This is a genomic window from Flavilitoribacter nigricans DSM 23189 = NBRC 102662 (genome assembly GCF_002646595.1).
GTDB classification, from domain to species: Bacteria; Bacteroidota; Bacteroidia; order Chitinophagales; family Saprospiraceae; genus Flavilitoribacter; species Flavilitoribacter nigricans.
Window position 1 is genome coordinate 1 of sequence record NZ_PDUD01000023.1, and the last position, 23,197, is coordinate 23,197.

Annotated in this window: 17 protein-coding genes; 9 read left to right on the forward strand and 8 right to left on the reverse strand. The window is 52.7% G+C overall.

Going from position 1 to position 23,197, the window contains the following annotated elements; genetic code table 11:
* The coding region (locus CRP01_RS17875; protein WP_143473427.1) for a hypothetical protein at nt 1–614 on the reverse strand (614 nt) is incomplete at its 3' end.
* Between the two features lie 170 nt (nt 615–784).
* A complete protein-coding gene (locus CRP01_RS17880; protein WP_170110427.1) occupies nt 785–3,775 on the reverse strand; it encodes an ATP-binding protein in 2,991 nt (996 codons plus the stop codon).
* 111 nt (nt 3,776–3,886) lie between these two features.
* On the opposite strand from CRP01_RS17880, the gene CRP01_RS17885 reads away from it, so the two are divergent.
* The 9 genes from CRP01_RS17885 (at nt 3,887) to CRP01_RS17925 (ending at nt 11,729) form a co-directional block, all read left to right on the forward strand.
* Nucleotides 3,887–5,164 (forward strand): dihydroorotase, encoded by a 1,278-nt coding sequence (locus CRP01_RS17885; RefSeq protein WP_099151456.1) that lies wholly within the window; start codon nt 3,887–3,889, stop codon nt 5,162–5,164.
* Nucleotides 5,165–5,243: 79 nt separating this feature from the next.
* A complete protein-coding gene (locus CRP01_RS17890; RefSeq protein ID WP_099151457.1) occupies nt 5,244–5,816 on the forward strand; it encodes a DUF4199 domain-containing protein in 573 nt (190 codons plus the stop codon).
* A gap of 96 nt (nt 5,817–5,912) precedes the next feature.
* Nucleotides 5,913–6,359, forward strand: coding sequence for a DUF4199 domain-containing protein (locus tag CRP01_RS17895; protein ID WP_099151458.1), 447 nt, complete (start codon nt 5,913–5,915; stop codon nt 6,357–6,359).
* Nucleotides 6,360–6,411: 52 nt separating this feature from the next.
* On the forward strand, nt 6,412–7,365 hold the full coding sequence (locus CRP01_RS17900) for a glycosyltransferase family 2 protein (protein ID WP_099151459.1): 954 nt from the start codon (nt 6,412–6,414) through the stop codon (nt 7,363–7,365).
* Between the two features lie 76 nt (nt 7,366–7,441).
* Nucleotides 7,442–8,482, forward strand: a complete 1,041-nt coding sequence (locus tag CRP01_RS17905; RefSeq protein ID WP_099151460.1) for an NAD-dependent epimerase/dehydratase family protein — start codon at nt 7,442–7,444, stop codon at nt 8,480–8,482.
* Between the two features lie 70 nt (nt 8,483–8,552).
* Nucleotides 8,553–9,854 carry a glycosyltransferase gene (locus tag CRP01_RS17910; RefSeq protein ID WP_099151461.1) on the forward strand — a complete coding sequence of 434 codons (1,302 nt, stop codon included), beginning with the start codon at nt 8,553–8,555 and terminating at the stop codon, nt 9,852–9,854.
* Entirely contained in the window at nt 9,829–10,323 is a 495-nt protein-coding gene (locus CRP01_RS17915) for a hypothetical protein (protein ID WP_099151462.1), read from the forward strand. Before CRP01_RS17910 ends, CRP01_RS17915 begins: the two co-directional genes overlap by 26 nt.
* Nucleotides 10,324–10,487: 164 nt before the next feature.
* Nucleotides 10,488–11,081, forward strand: a complete 594-nt coding sequence (locus CRP01_RS17920; RefSeq protein WP_099151463.1) for a D-sedoheptulose-7-phosphate isomerase — start codon at nt 10,488–10,490, stop codon at nt 11,079–11,081.
* Between the two features lie 141 nt (nt 11,082–11,222).
* Complete coding sequence (locus CRP01_RS17925) at nt 11,223–11,729, forward strand: hypothetical protein (protein ID WP_170110428.1); 507 nt, start codon at nt 11,223–11,225, stop codon at nt 11,727–11,729.
* Nucleotides 11,730–11,738: 9 nt separating this feature from the next.
* Here CRP01_RS17925 and CRP01_RS17930 read toward each other — a convergent pair whose 3' ends face one another.
* From CRP01_RS17930 to CRP01_RS17955, 6 genes are all read right to left on the reverse strand, one after another.
* Nucleotides 11,739–14,195 (reverse strand): penicillin-binding protein 1A, encoded by a 2,457-nt coding sequence (locus tag CRP01_RS17930; RefSeq protein ID WP_170110429.1) that lies wholly within the window; start codon nt 14,193–14,195, stop codon nt 11,739–11,741.
* Between the two features lie 365 nt (nt 14,196–14,560).
* The gene (locus CRP01_RS17935; RefSeq protein WP_099151465.1) at nt 14,561–16,513 is read right to left on the reverse strand and encodes an alginate lyase family protein; all 1,953 of its coding nucleotides are present in this window, start codon (nt 16,511–16,513) and stop codon (nt 14,561–14,563) included.
* Between the two features lie 78 nt (nt 16,514–16,591).
* Nucleotides 16,592–18,697 carry a polysaccharide lyase 8 family protein gene (locus CRP01_RS17940; protein WP_170110430.1) on the reverse strand — a complete coding sequence of 702 codons (2,106 nt, stop codon included), beginning with the start codon at nt 18,695–18,697 and terminating at the stop codon, nt 16,592–16,594.
* Nucleotides 18,698–18,806: 109 nt separating this feature from the next.
* Nucleotides 18,807–19,541 carry a LytR/AlgR family response regulator transcription factor gene (locus CRP01_RS17945; RefSeq protein ID WP_099151467.1) on the reverse strand — a complete coding sequence of 245 codons (735 nt, stop codon included), beginning with the start codon at nt 19,539–19,541 and terminating at the stop codon, nt 18,807–18,809.
* Between the two features lie 30 nt (nt 19,542–19,571).
* Nucleotides 19,572–20,681 carry a sensor histidine kinase gene (locus tag CRP01_RS17950; protein WP_099151468.1) on the reverse strand — a complete coding sequence of 370 codons (1,110 nt, stop codon included), beginning with the start codon at nt 20,679–20,681 and terminating at the stop codon, nt 19,572–19,574.
* Between the two features lie 139 nt (nt 20,682–20,820).
* Nucleotides 20,821–23,151: an FG-GAP repeat domain-containing protein gene (locus tag CRP01_RS17955; RefSeq protein ID WP_099151469.1), complete on the reverse strand. Its 2,331-nt coding sequence runs from the start codon at nt 23,149–23,151 to the stop codon at nt 20,821–20,823.
* Nucleotides 23,152–23,197 lie beyond the last annotated feature (46 nt).

Here is a 23,197-nt window from a genome sequence, read left to right on the forward strand (position 1 = left end):
TTACTGCAATTATCAGAGATGCCATAGACGATCTCTAAGTCATAGGCCTTCACCTTGTGCTTAATCTTTTGGGCCAGTTGGGCTGAACTCCACGAGGGCTGGACTCCCAGATCCAATACTTTTACATCCTCCATCGTCAAGGGCTCGATCGGGCTATAAACTTCTATTGGCACCACATAGAGTAAAGCCAGACGCTCCCGACCGATCTCTATACTTTCATCACTGATCAATACGTATTTACCTTTTGCCAAGGGTTGGTTTAAACAATATAGTCCAAACTTCAAGCACCAGTTTCTAACACTCATATGGCTGAGCTTAGGAAGGGATAAGCCGTATAGCTCCCCTAACTTCACTACGCTTTGGCTGACCCCTCTCAAGCTAACATTAAAATTAATGTGCATCAAAATAGATATCCATATCAATTCTAATGGATAACTATAGTTCCTCACTGGCCTGACTGATTGCGCTTTTTTCAATTCATAATAGGCCGATCGCCATTTTGTAGCCTTAAGCTTTTGACGCTTTAGCTCTTGCTTGGCCCTGTTTAATTGTTTACCTCGCAATACCGCTTTTTCTTTCCAAACTTTATTACTAGCTTTAGATGGTGTTCTCATAATGGTGACTTGTGATTTGGCGATTTCAAGATCACTAATTTTGAGAACATTTTTTTTAAAACCAACCGCAACTTTTACCCCTCAGATTGTACACCCTACCTCTCTGAGGTCATACACCGCCTTTTGTAAAATCCGGGGTGATTCATGTTTAAAAATTCACTACCGGCCGCTCAACCCAGATAAGTGGAGGGGCGTCGCCCGAAGCGATTGTGGAACAGGTCCGAAAAATATTCCTGGCTACTGAAGCCGACCGCCCTGGAAACCGCTTTCACACTTTTCACCTGGCCCGATTCCAACAATTGGCGGGCGTGGTGGAGGCGGATCTCCTTGATGTATTCCGAGGGCGTCAGACCGGTGGTTTTTTTGATGTGGCGCTGAAAATTCCGCTCACTCATGTTGGCGTAATTGCTAAGGAAACTGACGCTAAACTGGCTGTCCGCAATGTGCTTGACGGCGTATGCTTCCAGATCTTTCAACCATTTCAGTTGCTCTCCATCCAGTGACGACCGGTTCTGACCGATCCCCTTGGGGCTGGGATTATCGTGCCGGGCATCTCCGGCCGTCGGATACTGCTGGGCTTTCTCCCGGTTGCGGGTGATCAGGTTTTTGATCCGAATGAGTAATTCCTGATTGTCAAACGGCTTTACCAGATAATCGTCAACCCCTACGGCGAGTGCCTTCAACCGCTCGGATCGTTCCCGGTGGGCGGTCAGCATGATCACCGGAATGCTGTGGTACTGTTCATTCTCTTTCAGTACCTGCAGCAGTTCGAACCCATCCATCACCGGCATCATGAGGTCCGAAATGATCAGGGCCTGACCGGGGATGAGCAGGGGAGAATCTATCGCCGAGATCAGATCGATGGCTTCCTGTCCGTTGGAAGCGGTATAGACCTGAAAATAACGACCCAGCAGTTTGGCCAGATAATTACGTAGTTCCGCATGGTCTTCCACGATCAGGATGTGGTTGGAATGCTTGTCGAGGCTTTCCATCTCACTGAAAATATCCTGGGTGATCATTTTGCTTTTATCGGTCTCTTCGCTGCCGTTTTGCTGGTGCGGCAGATCGGATGTTTCCGCCAGTGGAAGGGTGAGGCAGAAGGTACTGCCCGTGCCGCGTGCACTTTCCACGGTAAGTTTGCCGTCCATCAGATGGGCCAGTTCCCAACTTAGAGACAGGCCGATCCCGGTACTGTTGTTGCGGTGTACGTCCTTATGGCTGGACTGGTGAAAGCGATTGAAAATATTGGGCAGGTCATCCGGATAAATACCGGGACCCTGGTCCTTTACCGAGAGGATGGCCACGCCGTTCTGAGCCTGGAGATTGACTGTGATGGAGGTAGCCGTACTGGAGAATTTGATCGCATTACTGAGCAAATTACTGAGGATCTTCTGGAATGCACCCTGATCGGTCCAGGCCATTACCGGCGAGTTTTCGGGGCCTTGCCAGATCAGGTCAATTTCATTGGACTGTGCGAGCGGTCGGAAGCTTTCCAGGAGTTGAAGTATTAGTACTTCCAGATCGTACGGGCGCAGGTTCAAGCGGGATTTTCCGGATTCGATCTTACTGAAATCCAGGAGTTCGTTCACGAGTTGTTCCAGGCGACTGGTATTGCTGAGCGCAGTATTCAGAAAAAAATCACCACCCTGGCTGATGCTGAATTGTTTTTGCAGGTATTCCAAAGGAGCTTTGATCAGGGCCAGGGGCGTTTTTAACTCGTGCGATATATTGGTGAAAAACTGAGATTTCATATCGTCCAGTTCTTCCAGTTGCTGTTTTTGCTGGATGATAATGGCATTGCGGGTGCGCAGCTCATTCCGGTTTTTGCGGGCCTTGAGGAAGCTGTAGAGCAACAGACCAAGTAATACGATCAGGATCAGGGTGCCCGCCAGCAGTTGCCGGTAATAATCGTTCTGTTTGATCAATTCCTGCTGCTTTTCAAGGATCTCCTGTTGCTTTTCTTCCAATCCATACTGGGCTTCCATACCCATCAGGAGGCGGTTCCGATCGTCGATGCCTCCCTGTTTTTCCAGTTGGAATAAGGTTTCGTGGGCGGCCAGCGCCTCGGCGGGATTATTGAGGCCTTTTTGGGTAGCGTGCAGCAATGTATAGATATCCTTCAGGTCCATGATCGATCCCACAATGGGGGCGAGATCGAGGGCAGACATCAGTTGCGACAAGGCCGCCGCAAATTGCCCCTGCCGGTGTAAGACATCCCCGAGGAAGTAGTGGGTTTGCATCATCCGGGTGGTGTCCGTGTTTTGGGTGAACTGATCCAGAGCGACCTGAAAGGTATCGAGGGCTGCCGCATAATTCCCCCTTTTGGTGAGCAGCTGCCCCCGGAGGTACCAGTTCTGGGCGCGAAAGTCATCGTAGATGCTATCCGGCGTGATGTACATGGACGCCGTATCGAGATAGGCTTCCTCCCGCGGGAAGATGGTATCAATGGCCAGATTGATGGAGGTGATAAAGTAAAGATTGAGCAGGGTGGCATTGGTATCTTTCCGGGCGGCATTTTCCCGGAAAGAGTATTTGTGGTATTCCAGAGCGTCCCGGTAATAAGATATTTCGTTAGGCGGTTCCAGATAATAATCGCGGCGGATATTGCCTTTGCAGTTCAGACAATGGGCGAGTGGGAACCAGGCCTCCAGCTTTCGGGCGAGCAGTATGCAGCTGTCGGTAGCCGGAATGGCTGATTCCAGATCCTGCAGGAACAGCGATAAAGCGGCAATTCTTTCCAGGATAAGCAGTCGCAGGGGGGCAGCCTGAGCGGGCAATTGCCTTCTGGCTTTCCGGTAGTGGGCCAGCGCTAATTCAAACTTTTGCAGATTGACATTCAGGAACTCTCCGATCAGGAAACTGGTAGCAGCGGGTACGAGCGGATCGTGGGAAGAAAGGCCGTAGAGAGCTTCTTCCAGGTATTGTACCGTCAGGGAATTCATGCGTTTGGCATTGTCCCTGGCCAAATCCAGCAGGACCGGGAATTGCTGGCTTGGATCGGTCTGGTTGATAATAAGCTGCAAGCGAATATCCAGAGAGTCAGCGGTGTTTTCCTGATCACTGGATTGTCCCCTTAAAAAGCTACTACTGGGAATTAGTATGCAAATTATTATCCCCCAAATAAGATGGTTGCGCTTTTGGTAGAATTGGCTTATTTGCACGGGATTTCTGGGTTTAACCAAACAAAGGTACATTTCTGGGGCTATTAAAACGAAAGTCACTCTTACTAATCAGCCCCTTTTTACTATTTTTGGCCAAATTTTTGGACTTTTATGAAGTTGCTAATTCGCAATGCCACCATTACCGATCCCAACTCTTCCCACCAGGGAGAACAACTGGATCTACTGATCGACCAGGGCGTGATCACCCGGGTCGGCACCGGAATTTCCGTTTCCGACGCTGATGATTCCTGGGACCTGAAAGGGGCTTTGCTTTCTCCGGGCTGGCTGGATATCGGAGCCCAAACCGGAGACCCGGGACTAGAGCACCGGGAAGACCTGGAACACGCCGCCGAAGCCGCCATGGCGGGTGGTTATACCGGGGTGGCCAGTTTCCCGAATACGCAACCCTGTGTGCATTCCAAATCGGAAGTGCACTACATTCTCCAGCGCACCCGCGATTTTTTGGTGGATTTTTATCCGATCGGAGCGGTCTCCCAGGACTGTGCCGGTAAGGAGATCACCGAGATGCTCGATATGCAGGCTGCCGGTGCGGTGGCTTTTTCGGACGGCAAATTGCCCGTGGCCCACGCCGGCCTGCTCATGCGCGCCCTTTTGTACGCCAAGGCATTCGGAGGCGTTATCCTCAATCATCCCCACGAGACGAGTATCATTCCCGGCGGACAGATGCACGAAGGGGTCGTGAGTACCCAATTGGGCATGAAAGGCATACCCGCCCTGGCCGAATCCCTGATGGTACAGCGCGATATCGATATTCTGGCTTACAGCGAATCCCGCCTGCACCTGCACAACATCTCAACCACCCGGGCGGTATCCCTGATCCGGCAGGCCAAGAAGGAAGGGCTGCAAATAAGCTGTTCGGTGCCCGCCCTCAACCTGTTTTTTACCGAAGAGGATCTCAAGGGTTTTGACTCTATGCTGAAGGTGCTGCCGCCCCTGCGCACGGAAGAAGACCGGGATGCACTTATCGCCGGATTGCAGGACGGAACGATCGATCTGATCACCAGCAACCACGTACCGCTGGAGGTGGAAGCCAAGCAACTTGAGTTCTCCTACGCCAAGTTCGGGGCGGTGGGCCTCGGAACGGCCTACGCGGCCGCCCGTACGGCACTGGCCGGCAGGCTGGATGCGACCCAGCTCGTGGAGAAGTTCAGTATTGCTCCACGAAAATTGCTGGGATTGCCGGTACCCGTGATCGCGGAAGGCGAAACGGCCAACCTGACGGCTTTCGATCCGGAAATGAACTGGACGCTGGAGAAAAAAGATATTCGGTCCAGGTCCAAGAACTCTCCTTTTATTGGCCGGGAACTGACCGGCCGGGCTCTGGCGGTTGTCAGAGGCGATCAATCAAGGATTTTGGTGGATTGGTAGAATTAATTGGCGAGGCGCTAAATAATTGCGAAATTGATGGGGAAATCTATCTTTCACACACACATCAAATTCCTAAATTATGAACACTTTGGATAATCCGAATATGATTGATCCGAGCACCGTTCCTTATGCGAAAAAAGCTTTCACTCAGGGGCTCATTGCCTCTTTGATCCTGATCGCACTGAATTTGTTACTATCTATTACCGGACTGGTTAAACCCGGGGACACGGGGGCTATGACCTGGATCAGTAACATTCTGATCTGGGGATTGATCGCTTATTTCATCTATGCCGCCCAGACCAGCCACCGCGATGAGGATCTGGGAGGATACATCAGCTACGGCCGCGCCTTCAGCGTTGGAGGGATCGTCGTACTGGCCATTACCCTCATCACCATCGTTTGGAGTTACATCTATTTCTCCTTTATCGATCCGGATATTTTCAATACCATCCGGGAGACGTCCATGGAGCAAATGATCAACCAGCAGGGGATGTCCGAGGAAGAAGCAGAAAATGCCATGGAAATGATGAGCTTTATGTGGAATCCGGGTATGATGTCTATCTTTGCGGGCATTGGAACCGTAGTAGCCGGTCTGATCATTGACCTCATCGTTTCGGCGGTGGTTAAAAGAGACAATCCGGCCTTTGCCTAACGTGAACGATGGGTGGTAAGTGATGACTGATGGAGCGCTCCGGCGGAGCAATGACCATCGCTTATCACGCATCATTTATCATTCATCATTTATGACATGAAGCACAGACAAGGAATAATTAATGGAATCATAGCAGGAGTACTCACCGTAGGGTATTTCCTGCTGTTTTATTTTATAGACCGGGCTTACCTGCTCAACCCCTGGATCTGGTGGGGCTCGCTGGTGATCTACCTGGTATTTATGTTCAGAGCCGTCCAGCAGGTGGACACTACTGCTTTCCGACGCAGCCTGCAGTCGGCTTTTTTGGTTTTTGTGATCGCAAATGCCATCTTTTACCTTTTTTATTACCTCCTTTTTAGTGTTTTCGATCCCGGACTGGTAGATTTGCAGCGCGAATTGCTGGCGGAAAATCCGCTGTGGCAGGGCGACAATACGGAGCTGGACCTTTCCGTTACAATTGGTCGGGTTTTCTTAAGCTACGCCTATAGCCTGATCGGTGGCTTTATTCTGAGTTTGCTGGTCGGTGCGGTAGCGCGGAAATAAGCGGTTGCCGTTTCATCGCCATTCAAATGAATCTATTCTGATATTAAAATTTATGGATCTCTCTATTGTTATTCCCTTATATAATGAGGAAGAATCCCTGCCGGAACTGGAGGCCTGGATTCGACGGGTTGTGGAGCGCGAGCAATACCAATATGAGATCATCATGGTGGATGACGGGAGTAGTGACACTTCCTGGTCTGTGATCGAAGAACTGGCCCGGAACAACCCGAATGTCGTTGGCATTAAATTCCGGCGCAATTACGGTAAATCAGCCGCCCTGAACACGGGATTTGCGGCCGCCAAAGGAAAGGTGGTCATAACGATGGACGCGGATATGCAGGACAGCCCGGATGAGATACCGGCCCTGCAAAAAATGATCAGTGAAGAAGGTTACGATCTGATCTCCGGCTGGAAAAAGGAGCGGCACGATCCGATCTCCAAAACCATTCCTTCCAAATTTTTCAACCGCATCACCCGCTGGATCAGCGGTATCGAGCTGCACGATTTCAACTGCGGTCTGAAGGCCTACCGGCACGAAGTGATCAAGGGGATCGAAGTTTACGGAGAGATGCACCGCTACATTCCCTTATTGGCCAAATGGTCCGGTTTTCAGAAAATCGGTGAAAAAGTGGTGGAACACCGCGCCCGCAAATACGGCACCACCAAATTCGGACTGGAACGCTTCGTGAACGGTTTCCTGGATCTGCTCTCGATCACTTTTGTCGGGCGTTTCGGCAAACGTCCCATGCACCTGTTCGGTACCCTGGGAACGGCTATATTTATTCTGGGACTTTGTTCCTCCCTCTACATCGGGGTCAATAAGCTGTACCGGCTCAACGCCAACCTGCCGACCATCCTGATCACCGACAACCCCTATTTCTTTATTGCTCTGACCTGTATGATCATCGGAACGTTTTTGTTCCTGACCGGCTTCCTGGCCGAACTGGTTTCCCGGAATGCACCGGATCGGAACCTGTACCTGATTGAAAAGAAAATTAATGGATAAGGACGCTGCATAGGGCGTCTCTGCCCGCGGCAATGCATACGACCGTTGCCCGGTAGCTCAAGACCAAATAGCACAGATGAAAAAAACACATTTAGTAAGCGGGGGCTGCGGATTTGTCGGCCGGAATATGGTGAAACGCCTCTACGCGACCACTGAGGATCGTATCGTTTTTGTGGATGACCTCTCCGTTGGGACCCACCCCAGCACCTGGCTGGATGCCGAAATGGGCGAAACTTCCGGCAACGCCACCTTTTTCGGTGAGTCGAACCGGCTGATCTTTATTCAGCAGGATTTCCGGGAAACGCTGCGGGACCTGGCCGATACTCCAAAATATTTCAAAGATCGCTTCGGTATCGAACTGGAGCGCTTCAGCGATGTCTTCCACTTTGCGGCCATTGTCGGCGGAAGGGCCAAGATCGACGGCGATCCGATGATGGTGGCCCTGGATCTGGCTATCGACGCTGAATTCTTTTTCTGGATCTGTCGCCACCAACCCGAGCGGGTCCTGTACCCCAGCTCCAGCGCGGCTTACCCCGTTGATCTGCAAACGGAAAGCGACGCCATCGCTCTGAAGGAAAGCGACATCAATTTCAAACGCATGGGCCAGCCGGATATGACCTACGGATGGAGCAAGCTCACCGGGGAGTACCTGGCGCATATCGCGGCTACCTACTACAATGTTTCGGTAACCTGCATTCGTCCGTTTTCTGGCTACGGAGAGGACCAGGACCTGACTTACCCGATCCCGGCTATCGCCGCCCGTGCGGCCCGTAAAGAGGATCCTTTCGAAGTCTGGGGTTCCGGTCATCAGGGGCGGGATTTCGTGCACATCGACGATGTGCTGGACTGCATCCTATTGGCCATGGATCACATTCACGACGGCACGGCCATCAATATCGGCATGGGCCGGCTGACCAGTTTCCGGGAGATCATCGGTATTTTCACCGAATTTGCCGGCTACAACCCGGAGATCAAACAATTGCTCGATAAACCGGTAGGGGTGCATTCCCGCTATTGCAACATGGATTTTGTGAAGGAGAAACTGGGGTGGGAAGCGAAGATCTCCCTGCGGGAAGGCCTGCGCCGGGTGTACGATAAAGCCGTGGAAAACAACTGATGCCGGATCTCGTGACGGAGCGATCACGCCAATGCAATAACCGAAAATTACCACTTTACCTGATTACCGTATGAAGATCATTTGCTTCGGTCCCGGACCAAAATTTAAAGGCGGTATTTCCAATTACAATACTTCGCTGGCCAAATCACTGGATAGCCAGCCGGATACCGAAGTACACATCGTTTCCTGGACGCAGCAATACCCGGCCATCATACCGCGGGAGTTTGTCGATAAAACCAGCAAGCAGGATTTTTTGGAAGGCACCGATATCGAAGTGCACTACATTACGAACTACAACAATCCACTGAGCTGGTACCAGACCTACCGCCTGATGTTGGACCTGGAGCCGGATAAGGTGGTCTTCCAGTGGTCGATCGCCGTCCAGGGATTGCCGATCGGGCGGATCATCAACTGGCTGGGCAAACACCCGGAAATTGAGGTGATCGTGGATTTGCACTTCGTCGTTCAGAAAGAGAACAGTAGCCTCGATCGCTTTTTTACCAAAATGGGCATCGGCGCGGCGGATACCTACATCGTGCACGCACTGAAGACTTTTCGCGAGTTAAAGACCCTGTTCCCGAACAAACAATTCTACCTCAACGAGGACGGCAGCCGGGAAAATACCGGCAAGACTCATACCGTGCTGAAGCTGTACCATCCGATCTACGATCTGTTCCAGCCCCAGCCGGATTTTGATATAGAGGCCTTTAAAAAAGCGCACGGCCTGCGGGAGCATGTCTTTTTGTTTTTCGGATTCATCCGGAAGTATAAGGGCCTGCACCAGGTGATCCCGGCCTTTAAAAAAGTGGCCGAACAACGGGACGATGTTTCGCTACTGATCTGCGGAGAATCTTTTTGGCAGACGCTGGACAATACCAAGCTTTCCACCAAAGTGAAAACGGCGCTTTTCGGCCTGGCCAAAAGCCTCTTCCTGAAAAACCAGGACAATGAACGGGATTACCGGCCGCTGGAACTGGTGCAGGAGCTGGGACTGGAGGACCGGGTGGCCGTCTTCAACGAATTCATCCCGAACGAAGATGTCCATAAATACTTCCAGGTGAGCGATGTGGTGGTGTTGTACTACGAAACGGCTACTCCTTCCGGGATTGAATCGCTGAGTTATAATTTTTCTCTGCCTATATTGGCCACTAAAGTCGGGCATTTCCCGGAGACCATTCAGGACGGGTACAATGGATACCTGGCCGAAGGGGGCGATATCGACTCCATGGCCGAACAGATGATCCGGTTCCTGGATAAACCGCTGCCGCGGGAACACGTGGCCGAAAAGGCCAAAGACCTGAGCTGGGACAATTATGCCAAAACCGTATTAGGGAAAAAAGCAGATAATGGAAGCGAATCAACTTCTGAATAAACAGGTCTTACTCAAGACCATTTTAATCTCTTCGGTCCTGCTGGGATCACTCCTGTTCGCACTGGACGGGATCTTTCACAACTGGATCGGCGAACTGAACCGCTTCGGCCGGGGTATGAAAGTGGGCCTGAGCCTGCTGATCTTCTGGCTGATCGTTACCGCCTCACTGCGTTCGATCAACCGCCTGGCCGAGGATATTCCCGCCTTCAGTTTACTCATTGGGGGCGTCGCCATTGCAGTTTTGGGCACCTTGCTCGGCCAGCTCATCCTGCAGATCCTGACCTGGTTCGAAGAACCCTGGGCGCCCGAACCCAACTATCGTACCTTCATGTTCTACGGGGTTGGCGGACTGGTCGCTTCGGTTATTTCCCTCATCAATTTGCGGGTAAAGGACAAAACGGTGGGCAATGTGCTGGAGCTGATCTTTATCGTGGTGGTGGCCCTGCTGTTCTTTTATTTTGCCCGTTAGGCATCCGGACGGCCGCGGAGTACCGTCCCGGAAGATTATTTACCGGATCGGCGCACGGCTTGTAGGGGCTGCCGATGGTTTTTCTCGTAATCTTAGCAGCACGCTATTATTGTGCAACCGGAGCTCAATCCCTCTCAAATTCCGGTCATTTACCAACAAATTTTATGAAAGACCTGATCCAGAAAGTCATTAACGATAGTATTTCCGTCAAACAGTCCATTCTGCAGGATGAACAATTATTGGCCACAGTGGAGCGGATTGTTGATATCTGCACCGAAAGCCTGCGGGCCAGGGGAAAGATCTTGTTTGCCGGCAACGGGGGCAGTGCGGCGGATGCCCAACACCTGGCGGCTGAGCTGTCCGGCCGTTTTTACATCGATCGCGAGCCGCTTTTTGCGGAAGCCCTGCATGTCAATACTTCCTACGTGACGGCTGTTGCCAACGATTATGCTTACGATGAGATCTACGCCCGTCTGGTACGGGCCATGGGGCAGCCGGGAGATGTGCTGTTTGCGATCTCCACCTCCGGCAATTCTTCCAACATTATCAAAGCGGTCGAAGCGGCCAGAAAGATCGGCTTCACGGTAGTAGCCATGACCGGGGCAGATGGCGGTAAACTCCTGCCACTGGCTGATCACCTGATCAACATACCGAGTAAAACTACACCGCGCATCCAGGAAGGCCATATGTTGCTGGGACATTTGATCTGTGAGCTGATCGAAGAGAAAATGTTCGGCGAAGCTGCTTCGGCAGTTTGAGACTTCGGGGAAATGGTTAAATTTAGGGCAGAGGGGGTGATTGTTCAATGATCTGATTATTTGATGATCTAATGATTCAAAGATTTGATGATCTTTCCGAAGGCCTGATCTTATTCGTCCGATTATTTTAAGTGAATTATTATGAGCGAAGAAAAACCTGATCTCGAACCGGTATTAAAGCAGCTTTATAACAGCCTCTTCATGTTGTTGGGTCTGGCCGCAGTGGTCCTATGCGTAGTGCTGCTCTATGCGATCGTTGCTCCGAGTATGGATTTTTCCAGTCCTCAGCCGGCGGCTAATCCGCAAAACCAGGGTACGCCCGTTGCCGCAGCCCCCGCCGGAGTAGAGGAAGAGGAGATCGTTGATGGCGTGCACGTCGCCAGCGGACTGATCGTGGCGGAAGGTTTTGAAACGGTACGGGCCCAGTGTACGGCCTGCCATAGTGGGAAACTGGTAGCCCAGAACCGCGCCACCCGGACGGGATGGAAGGAAATGATCACCTGGATGCAAAATACCCAGGGACTCTGGCCGCTGGGCGACAACGAACCCATCATTCTGGATTATCTGGCCACCAATTACGGTCCGGAAGAGACCGGTCGCCGGGCCAATCTGGAAGAAGTGGAATGGTATATTCTGGAATTGGACTGATAAAGAAGTCTATCGATTCCCCAGATCCGTCGGATCGTTCGGCTCCAGAGGCGGCAAGGTTTCAACCTGCAGACTATCGATCACCAACTGATCAAGACTATCCTGCCGGGCTTGGGCGATGGAATCCGCCAGCATTTCTTCCGGTGATTTGATCCGCATCGGACAACCCAGACGCTGCCTTTGCTCCGGGCTCAACTCCGGAAATTCTCCTCCCTGCCATTCCTCATACTCCGCTTTTCGAAGGATATCCTGCATATACAGGGCCCATACCGGTAAAGCCGTGGCGGCGCCCTGTCCATTCTCAAAGTTGCGGAAGCGCACCAGGGGCGAATCACCACCTACCCACACGCCGCTGACCAGCTTGGGCGTGTAGCCGATGAACCAGCCGTCGGCGTGGTTTTGGGAGGTACCCGTTTTTCCCGCAATGGGAAATCCATACAGGCGGTATTTCCAGCGCAGCCGGGCGGCCGTACCCATGGTGGAAACGGATTCCAGCATCTTGGTGATAACCGCTGCGGTTTCCGGTTCGATCACCTGCTCCTGGGGTACCTGCTCGCTGAAATCGACCAGTACATTCCCTTCGTGATCGAGGATCTGACTGATGACCCGCGGGTGGACCATTTTACCTTTATTGGCCAGAATGGCAAAAGCCCGGGTTAGATCGTAAACGGACATGGACGCGGCACCCAGGGCAATGGACGGCTCCTGCGGGATGTCTCCGGTAATACCCATATCCCGGGCCAGTTGAATGACGGAATCCACGCCGATGCGCATGATCAGGTCCACCGTGATGGTGTTGACCGAATTGGTGAGCGCTCCTTCCATGGAATAACTGCCGCCGTATTTACCATCGGCGTTCTGGGGGATCCAGTCGTCAAGGTCCGTTCCGTCGGTATCGAAGTGAGGTTCGGGATCGTCCCGCCGGTAGTCTTTAATACCCCAGTCGTATTTGGCATATTCGTGGTACACCCGCAGCCGGTTATCGATCTGCTGACAGGGATTTATCCCGCTGCGGAGGGCCTGGGTATACACCACGGGTTTGAATACCGAACCGGATTGTCGTTTGGCGCGGACGTGATCGTACTGGAAAAAATCATAGTCTATGCCACCGACCCAGGCGCGGATAAAACCGGTTTCGGGTTCCATGGAAAGGAAGCCTACCTGCAATAAGCCCAGGTGGTATTTGATGCGGTCCAGCGGACTCATGACTTCTTCCCGGGCGCCATCCCAGGTGAAGATCGTCAGGGTATCCTTTTCGTTGAACTTCTCGACAATTTCTTCATCGTTGAGATTCTGCGCCTTCAACTGCTGGTAATAAAGCGAGTTGCGCATGGCGAAATCAATGGTATTGACATCGTGCCAGGGAGCGGTATAGCCTTTCCAGTGCTGGTTGAATTCATTCTGTACGGCCGTCAGGTGCTCCCGGATGGCTTCTTCGGCCTCGTGCTGTAGGCCGGCGTCCAGAGTCGTGTAGATCTTCAATCCATCCGTATAGAGATCGTAGGGATCTCCGTCGGGATTTTCCATATTGGCCAGCATCTCTTCGATCTGCCTTTTTACGTATTCCCGGAAATAAGGGGCCAGACCTTCACTTTGTACTTCCCGGTTGTACACCAGATTGAGTGGAGTCTCCATCAGGGAATCCCGTTCCGCTTCGGTGATGTATTGGTTTTTGGCCATCTGCTGAAAGACCACGTTGCGACGTTGCAGGGCCCGCTCCTCATTGCGGACGGGATGATAAAAGGACGTGCCTTTTAGCGTGCCCACCAAAAGGGCACCTTCTTCGGGACTCAGACTGGCCGCCGACTTACTGAAAAAGCGCTGGGCCGCTACATCGATGCCGAACATATTGTCCGGAAAAGAAACGGTATTGAGGTACAGCGCCAGCAGTTGTTTTTTATTGTAAACCCGTTCCAGCCGGGTGGCCGTTACGATCTCCCGGGATTTATTGACCAGTAGGGAAAGCAGGAAAAAATCCTTGCGGGGCAACAGGTTTTTGGCCAATTGCTGGGAAATGGTACTTCCGCCGCCACCGGAACGATCTCCCATCAGCACGGACCGGTACAACACACGCCCCCAGGAACGATAGTCGATACCGCGGTGCTCGTAGAAGCGTTCGTCTTCGGTAGCCACCAGGGCGTCAATCACAAAATCGGGGATACTGTCGTAGGGGACCAGCAATCGGTATTGATCGTAATACCGGCCGATAAGTACACTGTCGGCGGTATAGATCTCGGAAGCCACGTCCGTCTGCAGTTGCCGGAGTTGCCGGGCCGTCGGGACGGTCAGGGATATAATGAAAATAAAGAGCCAGAATGCAAAGAAGAGGCAAATGATACTTACTCCGGTCCACTTGATAAATTTGGCAAGCCTGGGCTTCTTTTCGGCAAACCCCTGCCATTTTTGCCGATAGGGGCGCAGGAAACTTCGGATCGAGGTTCCAAATTTGCGGAGTTGAGTATTCATTTTTTGGAGTAGCGTTCTCATGTATTTCTCCAAGTCGTTATAGGGTTGGAGGGATACAAAAGTCTGTGAATTTGAGTTTAGACCTTTGCAATACCGATCTGAGCCGGCATTTGTTCGCTCGGGCTTATCGATCGATATGTATTCCCTTCACCGGAGTAGCCCAGGGCCAGGGGACTCGGTGCTCCGGTGGAATCAGTTCGGGAGGTATTTGCTTAAAAACGCTAAATCTCCCGGTTTTAATACATGAAAATACACAAATAAAAGATCGGGGGCTGCTTAATGGGCCGTAATTTCAACTGTTATCCCATGAAATTTACCGCCGTGTCGCCTAAATCAACCCGATATTCGTTGTATGCTGCCAGTGCTTACTCCAATTCATAGCTGATCACACTGACCTTGTTGCCCTCCGTGATCTCCACCTTAAAGCTATCTCCTGTAGTATTTTCATCTTCCAGAATGCGAACCTGTAAATCCGGTACTTTCGCCCGGAAGGGGACCACGAGGCTTACAAAACGGATCGCGCTCTGGCCGGCGTTCTTTATCCGGCGGTAGCGAAAAGCGGGGCGATCTTCCTTTTGGGTATAAATGAAGGATACATGCCCCTCTTCTTCGGCCAGACTGAGCCCTTCCCGTACCAATGGCCGGACGAGCACGTTCCAGCCCTCCGAAAACCCGGAAGCCACCTGGAGTTGTTCTTGGTCGAAGACCGCTTTGCCCGGTGCCAGTTGGAAATGAAGGTCTACCTCTCCGGCGGCTTCACCGATGGCATCATCTACGATTACGAAATAGCTTTTATCCACAAAAATTACCGCCCGCCGGTGGGTGAGCCCTTCGTAGCTCTCGTTCTGTACCACCAGAATATCCAGATCTTCACCCGGTTCCCAGAGCAGGAGGCTGGGGGCATATTCCGAGTTGGCGCCGTTGAGCGTTAGCGTCTGGTGGACGCTGGTTTGCCGGAACCAGGCACGGCCTTCCGGATTGCCGCTGTAGATATAGCTGCCCCCGTCGGGCATGAGGTTGCGCCCACCGGCGTATAGGTCAAAAGTTCCGTTGTCGGGTTGGCAGTGGCCGCCACCATCGGGGCCGCATTTGAGTACGAGACAGATCGCATCCTGGTCCCAACCGCTGCGCAGAGAATACAGGCCGCTTTCGGGCAGCGCATAAGCTGTCTCGGCCGGGGGCGTACCCTCGGCCCCCTCGGTAGCCAGATAGAGAAAGTCATCCCGCTCGAACAGCTCCGACCAGGTTTTGAAACGATCCCGGTGCTGACCGGGCTTACCGGCCCAGGCGTCGCCAAACTGTACATTGGTGCCGTCGGGCAGACACAGCTTCATCGGTACTTCGCTCATCTTTTCGATCCGTTCCAGATAACTGGCCGGAAAGGCGTCCGTCAGTCCGTTCATCTGGGCCAGCTCGTACGTACGGATGAACCACTGAATGCAGCCCAGATGGTAACCCATGGCCAGCTCGCGCTGGTGTCCGTCGGGATAGACCTGAAGATTAATCTCCTTATTCAGGCGACGGAATGCTTCTTCCCGCCAAACCGCTGCTTCTTTAAATTCCGGAAAGGTGATCGCAATGAAGGCCAGTCCTTCGGCTTCCATGAGCCCCCAGTTGCTGCCGGAGCGGTACTTCGTCATCAGAAAAGAGGCATGGTCATAGCAACTGTTGAGAAAAGCGACCAGCACTTCGGGAGTGAAGGAAGGCGAATCGATAAAATACTGGAACAAACCCGTCCAGCGGTATCCGCGGATGCCCGTTTCGATCGAACGCCAGGCGTAATCGTGCGCAGCATCATTCGGATTTTTTTCGGTCCAGTCGAACAGTTGTTCGCCCCATTCCCGGGCGTATTTTTCGTCGCCGGTATGCCAGTAGGCGCGGGCCATGGCATCCCAGAAATACATGCGGTTCAGTTGCCAGACCCATTCATTGTCCGGAACGGGGCGACTGTTCCAATTGATATCCTCACCGCAAAAGTGCGGCGGGTAGGCCGGCTGACCGACGAAAATATGGTCCAGCGCATTGTTGGCCGTCGTGAGATCCGCTTCGGAAGCGGCTTTTCCCCGCTGGCCCGCTTTTTCCGCTCTGACGACGGGATGCTGCACGGATTGCCGTTTCCTGTAGTAGGAGAGGAGTGCTTTGGCCGCCCGCTTTTTGCTTTTGAATGCTTTGGCGTAATCGGCCAGTCCTGGAGCGTCGGTATCCAGGCGGGAAAGCAGTTGTTCTATCGCCGGGTCGGGAGCGTTCCCATTATTGTGGGCGCTGGTGATCTGGGGAAGAAATGAGATGCAGCAAGCAATGAGCAGGATCTTTTTCATGTGTAGAGGTTGGTCAGGCACCGCCCACCGGCGGCCCTTCTTTTTCGCAAATTGGAATTCATGAGCGTTAATGGGTACTTATCGGTGCGTCAGAGTAACGTTAATCGTACTGCCGGCCGCTTCGTCCTGCGGCAACGGTACGGTCAGCTGGGTCTGTCCGCCAGAATTGGTAGCGTACGGCCCATTGTAATCTCCGGAGATAGTCAAATGCAGCTCTTCTAATTGCTGGGTCGGATCCGCTACGGATACCTGTAACTGCCCCTTATCTTTTTTCAAGAGTACGATGCAGGCTTGGTCCGCCCGGATGCCTCCGAAAAGATCGCTGCTTCCGGCTTCGTAAAAGATGATACCCGCCTGATTGCCCTTCGCCGTGCTGACACTTTGGACCGCCGCCTCATTGCGGATCGTGAAGGGCGCTTTTCGACTCAACTTTTTCAACACTTTTTCTTTGGCCCCGGGCACCAGGATATACTGGTAATTTTCATTCTGAGGATCAGTTCCGTGTTCCATCCACAATTTGAAGATCGGTGCCGTCTGATAATCTTCCGGATAGCGGATGGCCACCCGGTGCCAGGAACCGCTTACTGGTTTCGTTTCCAGTCGGACCTGCCCTCCCGCCGGGAAGAGGTAGCCGAGCTTATCGTGCAGGATCCAGTCCGGATCCTGTAGCGCTTCGGATGCACCGGCGGTATGTTTTTGCTTGCCCGCCCGAACGAGTACATCGCCCTGCAGGTGGGCTTGGTTGATGGCGGTGGTAACGGAGAATTCCGTATCCGCAGTGATGCCGTTGCCCAGGCAGACCACTTTATCATCCAGCATAAACCAGGCTTTATTGGCGCGCAGTCCGTCCCGGTTGTAAGCCAGTACCGCCACCCCCGAACTACCGTCGGAAAGGCCGCCCACAAAATCACTGTCGATGTGATAACCGCTGCAGGTGAGCACGGGTAAGTCTTCATCGCTTTGGATGATGGTCGTACCGGGTACTTTTTTCCAATCCCAAAAGGGAAAGATGTTGGTGTATTCGGTACCACTCTGGTACAGCAGTCCGACGCCGTCTCCCATGTGGTAACCCAGCATATTCTCGGAATTACAGGATTCGGCACCGCTAACCCGTTTGGAACACATCTTTACCGAAAAGTAATAAGCCGGATTGCGGATCACCTGAAAATCAGACCGCCAGAAATGTTTGTGGCCGCTGAGGGTCTCGTAACGGTTGGCATCGCGATAGGCGGCGGCAAATTCCGGGTCCAGTTGCCCCATTTTTGCCGTTGTGGTGGCCAGGCTGCCGGCTTTTTGACTGGGAGAATCAATAAACAACTGCCGGCCACAGGCGCTGATGTCCATTTTGTCTTTCCAGCTCACCCAGCGTTGGCCGTCCAGCAGATAATTGCGCAGGATATAGACCTTTTCTTCGTCGAACTGAAAAGGCGTATTACGGAGTATTGCCAGCCATTTGGCCATATCCGCTGCGTAACTCAGCCCGTAATTGCCGAATTGTAACTGCGGCCCGTGCTGGTGGTAGGACCAGTCGGGCTGAACACCCTCAGACATACTCACCACCAGTTCCTCCCGGATGGACGCAGCGGCTTTGTCCACCATTTCCACGTCTCCGGTCAGTAGTGTCCGGAACAGCACATTGCCGGAAAGCCAGACTTTATTTTGTCCGGTCTTGCCGATCTCCGAACGGTTGAGGATATATACGCCGCGTTCCAGTTGCGTTTCACTCAGTTCGTCTTCCAGCAGGATGAGGATCGGCCCCAGTACCATCGGTACGCCAATATCCGGATACCACCAGTTGGGACTCTGAAAATCATTTTCCAGCCAGTAATTCAGCGCCAGGTGGATCTTGCGGGAGATCTCTTTTTGCTGGTAATAGCGGTTGCCGGGGCTGCGATAGGCCCGGGTGATGTCCAGCAGGCGGCTCAGGTGTTCCCGGGGTTGCCAGGCACCGCGCTCTTTACTGCTGTAATCAATATGGGGCCAGGTGCCCCGCCCATCCAGGGCATGGAGCGATTCCTCTACCTCCGCCATATCGGGCGGGCGATCGCCGAGGATGTATTGCCAGACGTTGGCGTGTAGTTGGGTTAATTTCACTGGTTTATCCGTGCTCACCTGACCGGAAGCGGCCGGGAGCATACCCAGGATAAACAGCAAGGATGGAAGTAAGGCATGGATTGTCTTCATAGCTATCCGTAGGACGAGCCCTGAAATCCGTACCATTAATGCGGAGAGGTAAAGTGTTGATCCGGTCCCGAAAAGGCAACCGGATTGCCGGGAGCCGCCGGCCTTACAACTAGACCTGGTTGAAACCCTCCAGATATTCCAGGAAGGCGTTTTTGTACATGCTGCCGATGGGGATCTCTTCGCCCATGATCTGGACGTGGTTCTTTCCGAAAGCCTCCAGTTTATCCAGTGCAATGATGTAGGATTTGTGGATCCGGAAAAAACGCGGATGGGGTAGGGCTTCCTCCATCTTTCCGATAGTCTGCATGGTCATAATGCGGCGTTCCGCGCAGTAGAGGCGGGAATAATCTTTCATACCGGCAATGTAGTAGATCTCATCCAGCCGCACCTTTACCATCTTGTATTCTGATCGCACCATGATGAAATCGGTATGGATCTGTTCTTCGTGGGTGATGATCTTGGTCGTCTCGCCGTGTTTTTGCCGCAACTGGTACTGTTGTTTGGCGCGCTCGCAGGCCAGTTGAAAACGGGAGAAATCGATGGGTTTGAGCAGGTAATCGAGTACATCCATTTCGTAGCCCTTCAGGGCGTACTCATCGTAGGCGGTGGTCATGATCACCATCGGTCGATCCTTGAGTACTTCCAGCAACTGGATGCCGGTCAGTTCCTCCATTTGAATATCCAGGAAGATCAGATCGACCGAATCCTTGCGCAGGAAGTTGATGGTGTCGATCGCATTATCAAAATCGGCTACCATTTCCAGGTAGGGGATGCGTTCGATATAATTGCGCATTTTCACCAATGCCAGAGGCTCATCATCTACCGCGATACATCTAATCTTCATATTGTAAATTTTGTGCGCCGGATCATCGTTCTACTTTTCGATCACCAGATGCTGATCCAGCGTAATGGCCGATTGTCGGGCCTGTAGTATTTCTCCTGATTTTTTAACCTGTTGGGGCAGGGTGAGCCGTACCTGGTAGGTGCCGTCTATTTCCGTTACGTCCAGTTGGTAATCTTCACCGTAGATCAGATCCAGCCGGCGGCGTACGTTTTGCAAACCTACTCCGGAAGGGACCTCGTAGGGTACGCTGGTTTTGCGCAGGCGGTTGCTCACTTTTAGAAAGTAGCTGTCATCCGTTACATGCAAAAAGATCGAAATGCCGGGGGCAGCGCCCTGCAGACTTCCGTGCTTGAAGGTGTTTTCCACAAAGGGCAGAAACAACATGGCCGGTACCAGATGGCCCTGGGTATTGCCCTGTACCTCAAACTCCACGAAATCCGGATTTTTCATCCGCAGGCGGTGCAGGTCGATAAAGTTTTGCAGACAGGCGATCTCCTTTTCCAGCGGTACCTGCTCGGCATTCGCATCGTACAACATATAGCGCATGATGCTGGATAACTTGACGATACTTTCGGAAGCTTTGTGCTGATCCTCAAAAACGAGGGTGTCAATATTGTTGAGGGTATTAAACAAAAAGTGAGGATTCACCTGGGCCCGCAGCAGGGCCAGTTCACTTTTCAGATGTTGTTTTTCCAGTTCCTGCTGTTCTTCCCGGTTGGTTTTCCAGACGCGGTATAGTTTTAGTCCGGAAAAGAGAAAAGTCACGTAATACAGACCGATACCGACCTGGATGATCCCCGGGCCGTAGAGCCAGGCGGGAGGCACCTGATCGGGATACACGGTGGGGATGATGGTATAATAGAAGACCGTCCAGCCGATGAGTGAAAAAACGACAGCGGAAAGCACCAGCAGAAGCCCCGCCATCCAGTAGCGTTTCTTCAACAGGAATTGCTCAACGATAACGTAGTAGGTAAAATAGGTGGTAAGCATGTCACTGGGGAGCTGCCGCACCAGAATGTATCCGAAGAGCTCGGGTTTGCCCCGCGTGGCTTCAATACTGTAGTACAACAAAACGATGGCCGTCCAAAATAGTAAATGGCGGCCGATGCTCTGTTGCTTAGGGCTGAGTCTAATTTTCACGCTTTTGTCCGGATTAAATGAAGATCAAATATACGTTAAGCCGCTCATAATCATTTTTTTGATCTACGAACGGGGAACGGATACCTACCAAACGGAATTTTTTGCGTCACTTAAATACCGGACGAAAGCTTCTTTCAGCCTATTTGTTAGATCCCTCGTTGATCCAGATATCGAGCCGCGGCGCTTCCCAGGTGTAGGGCTTGCCCAGCACATCCAGATCTCCGTCGCCATCCAGATCGATAAGTCTGCCTTCGTGGACCCCGAAGCCTCGGGCGACCACATGTTTCGAGAAGTTTCCTTTGCCGTCTCCCAAAAGAATGCGGATCTCCGCTTTCGGGTTCCCGCCATTCAGGCCCATTTCGGCATTGAAGATATCCAGATGCCCGTCACCGTTAAAGTCGACAATATCCAGCGTGTGGCCATTGTCTACATTTTCCAGGAGGATCGTGCTTTTCCAGAAACCATTATCCCAGTGGTACATGACCAGCGGCCCAACGCCGTCGCCCACCACCATCACCACTTCCGGGCGTTCTCCTTCGATCAATTGCCCGGCCACCGAGCGGGTGAAGGTATAGCCGGCATCGATGATGTGGATCAGGAAATTCTCGTCCCGGAATTCAAACCAGCGCCCGCCGCCGACGATGTCATCCACACCATCACCGTTCATGTCCATGGCGTACAGGCCCTCGTGTTCGTGGGTACGCCGCCAGCCCGGATAACTGCTGCGGGGCTCCATTTCTCCCTCATCAGTGTAGGTGTAGATCGGCAGATAATCCCATTCTTCCGCCTTTTTGGGATTGCGCGGTATTTCGGCGTAATAAATGCCTTTGGCCTGCTGGTTCCAGAAAACAAATTCCATCTGGCCATCGCCATCAAAGTCGATGAAGGCCTGATCGTGGTGTTTGTTGTAGCCACTGTCTTTGATCAGGTATCTTTTCCAGGGTTTGTCGGGTTGGAGATCGGGGTAGGGATTTTCCCACCACCAGATCTGATTGCTGCGTCCTTCTCCGCCGAAAACGATATCCATATCGCCATCGCCGTCGATGTCGTGGGCGGCCGAGCCGGCCTCAATGCGCAACGGTGAATCGTCGATGATGTGCCGTTCCCAGCCGTCCTTGGTATAGATCAGTCCGATGACCGAGGGAGAGACGGTCCGGTCGGTAATAAAAATATCGTTGGCGCCATCCTGATTGACATCGACCACCAGGGATGCAGTTTGCTGATCGCCGCCGTTGGTCATGGGCAGGTCACCCGTTGTGGTGCTCAGGTGGCGCCATTGGAAGCGCTGGTCGGTGAAGTCATTTCGCCAGAGGTGCATCTGTGCGTAATTGTCCCAGGCGGCACCGACCAGGTCGAGATCCCCGTCATTATCCAGGTCGGCCAGTTGGGTGCCGAGGTGGTTTTCCTTGCCGCTGTCGATGATCTTTTTGGTGAAATTCCCCTTGCCGTCGTTTTGCCAGATCTGGGTTTCCAGCCGGGGGCCTTTGTGTTCATTGGTGATCAGGTCCAGGTCATTGTCCTGATCAATATCGGCAAGGTCCAGATTATTCATGGAATACTGCGTGACGATGTGTTGCCGCGGCCATTTCCCGGCTTTGGCGTCGGCCGGTTGCTGGAACCAGAACAGGTTGGCATCGGGCTCCAGGCCGGGCCAGCGCTCTTCCGAGACGATAATGTCGGCCTTGCCGTCTCCGTTGAGATCGCCCACTTCTACCCGGTCTACCGGGTGGTTGCTGGTACCGATCTCCGTAGCCGGCCAGGCGGCGGTGGTATCCCCGTTATTCTCAAACCAGACGACCAGTAGAGGTTCGTCGCCTCCCTCGGGTCGGCGTCCGGCGGCGATATCGAGGTCACCGTCACCGTCAATATCTCCCAGTCCGATGCCTTCATCGCTGGTATTCTCTCCGATCAGCCGGATGGGCCAGGTACCGGTTTCCGGGAAACCGGGGATCTCGATCAGATAAATGTTGCCGTTGCCCGCCATTACGAGTTCTTCTTTCCCCCCGGCGATCAATTGTCCCTTTTCGAATCCCTGGCTGTTGGTATGGCTGGTAGCGGGAATTTCCCCGATCTTCCGGCCGCGCCAGCTTTTACCGGTCGCATCCATCGCTTCGAACCACCAGATATCCGGCAGGGCCTGGGCGATGAGATCCGCATAGGGATCCTGATCGACGTCTACGATGAAAATGCCGTCGACGTTTTGCGGGAGCTCCACACGTTCCCAGCGGCCCGTCATATCGCCGGCCGGATTCAGATAGAGATATTTGCCGGAAAGCACGTCCCGGTAGCCGTCACTATTAACATCGCCCATATCCAGGCCGAAATATCGCAGCCAGTTGGGTTGCCCCTCATCGCCCCATTTTCCCTTGCGATTATCGATCTGAATGTATTGCCAGTCATTGACTATGGCGCTTTGGGAAAAAACGAATACACTGCTCAGCAACAGCAGCAGGGAAAGAGTGATTCTCATGTTACGAAATTTTCATTTTGACTGCTTCAATATTCCGTATACCCGG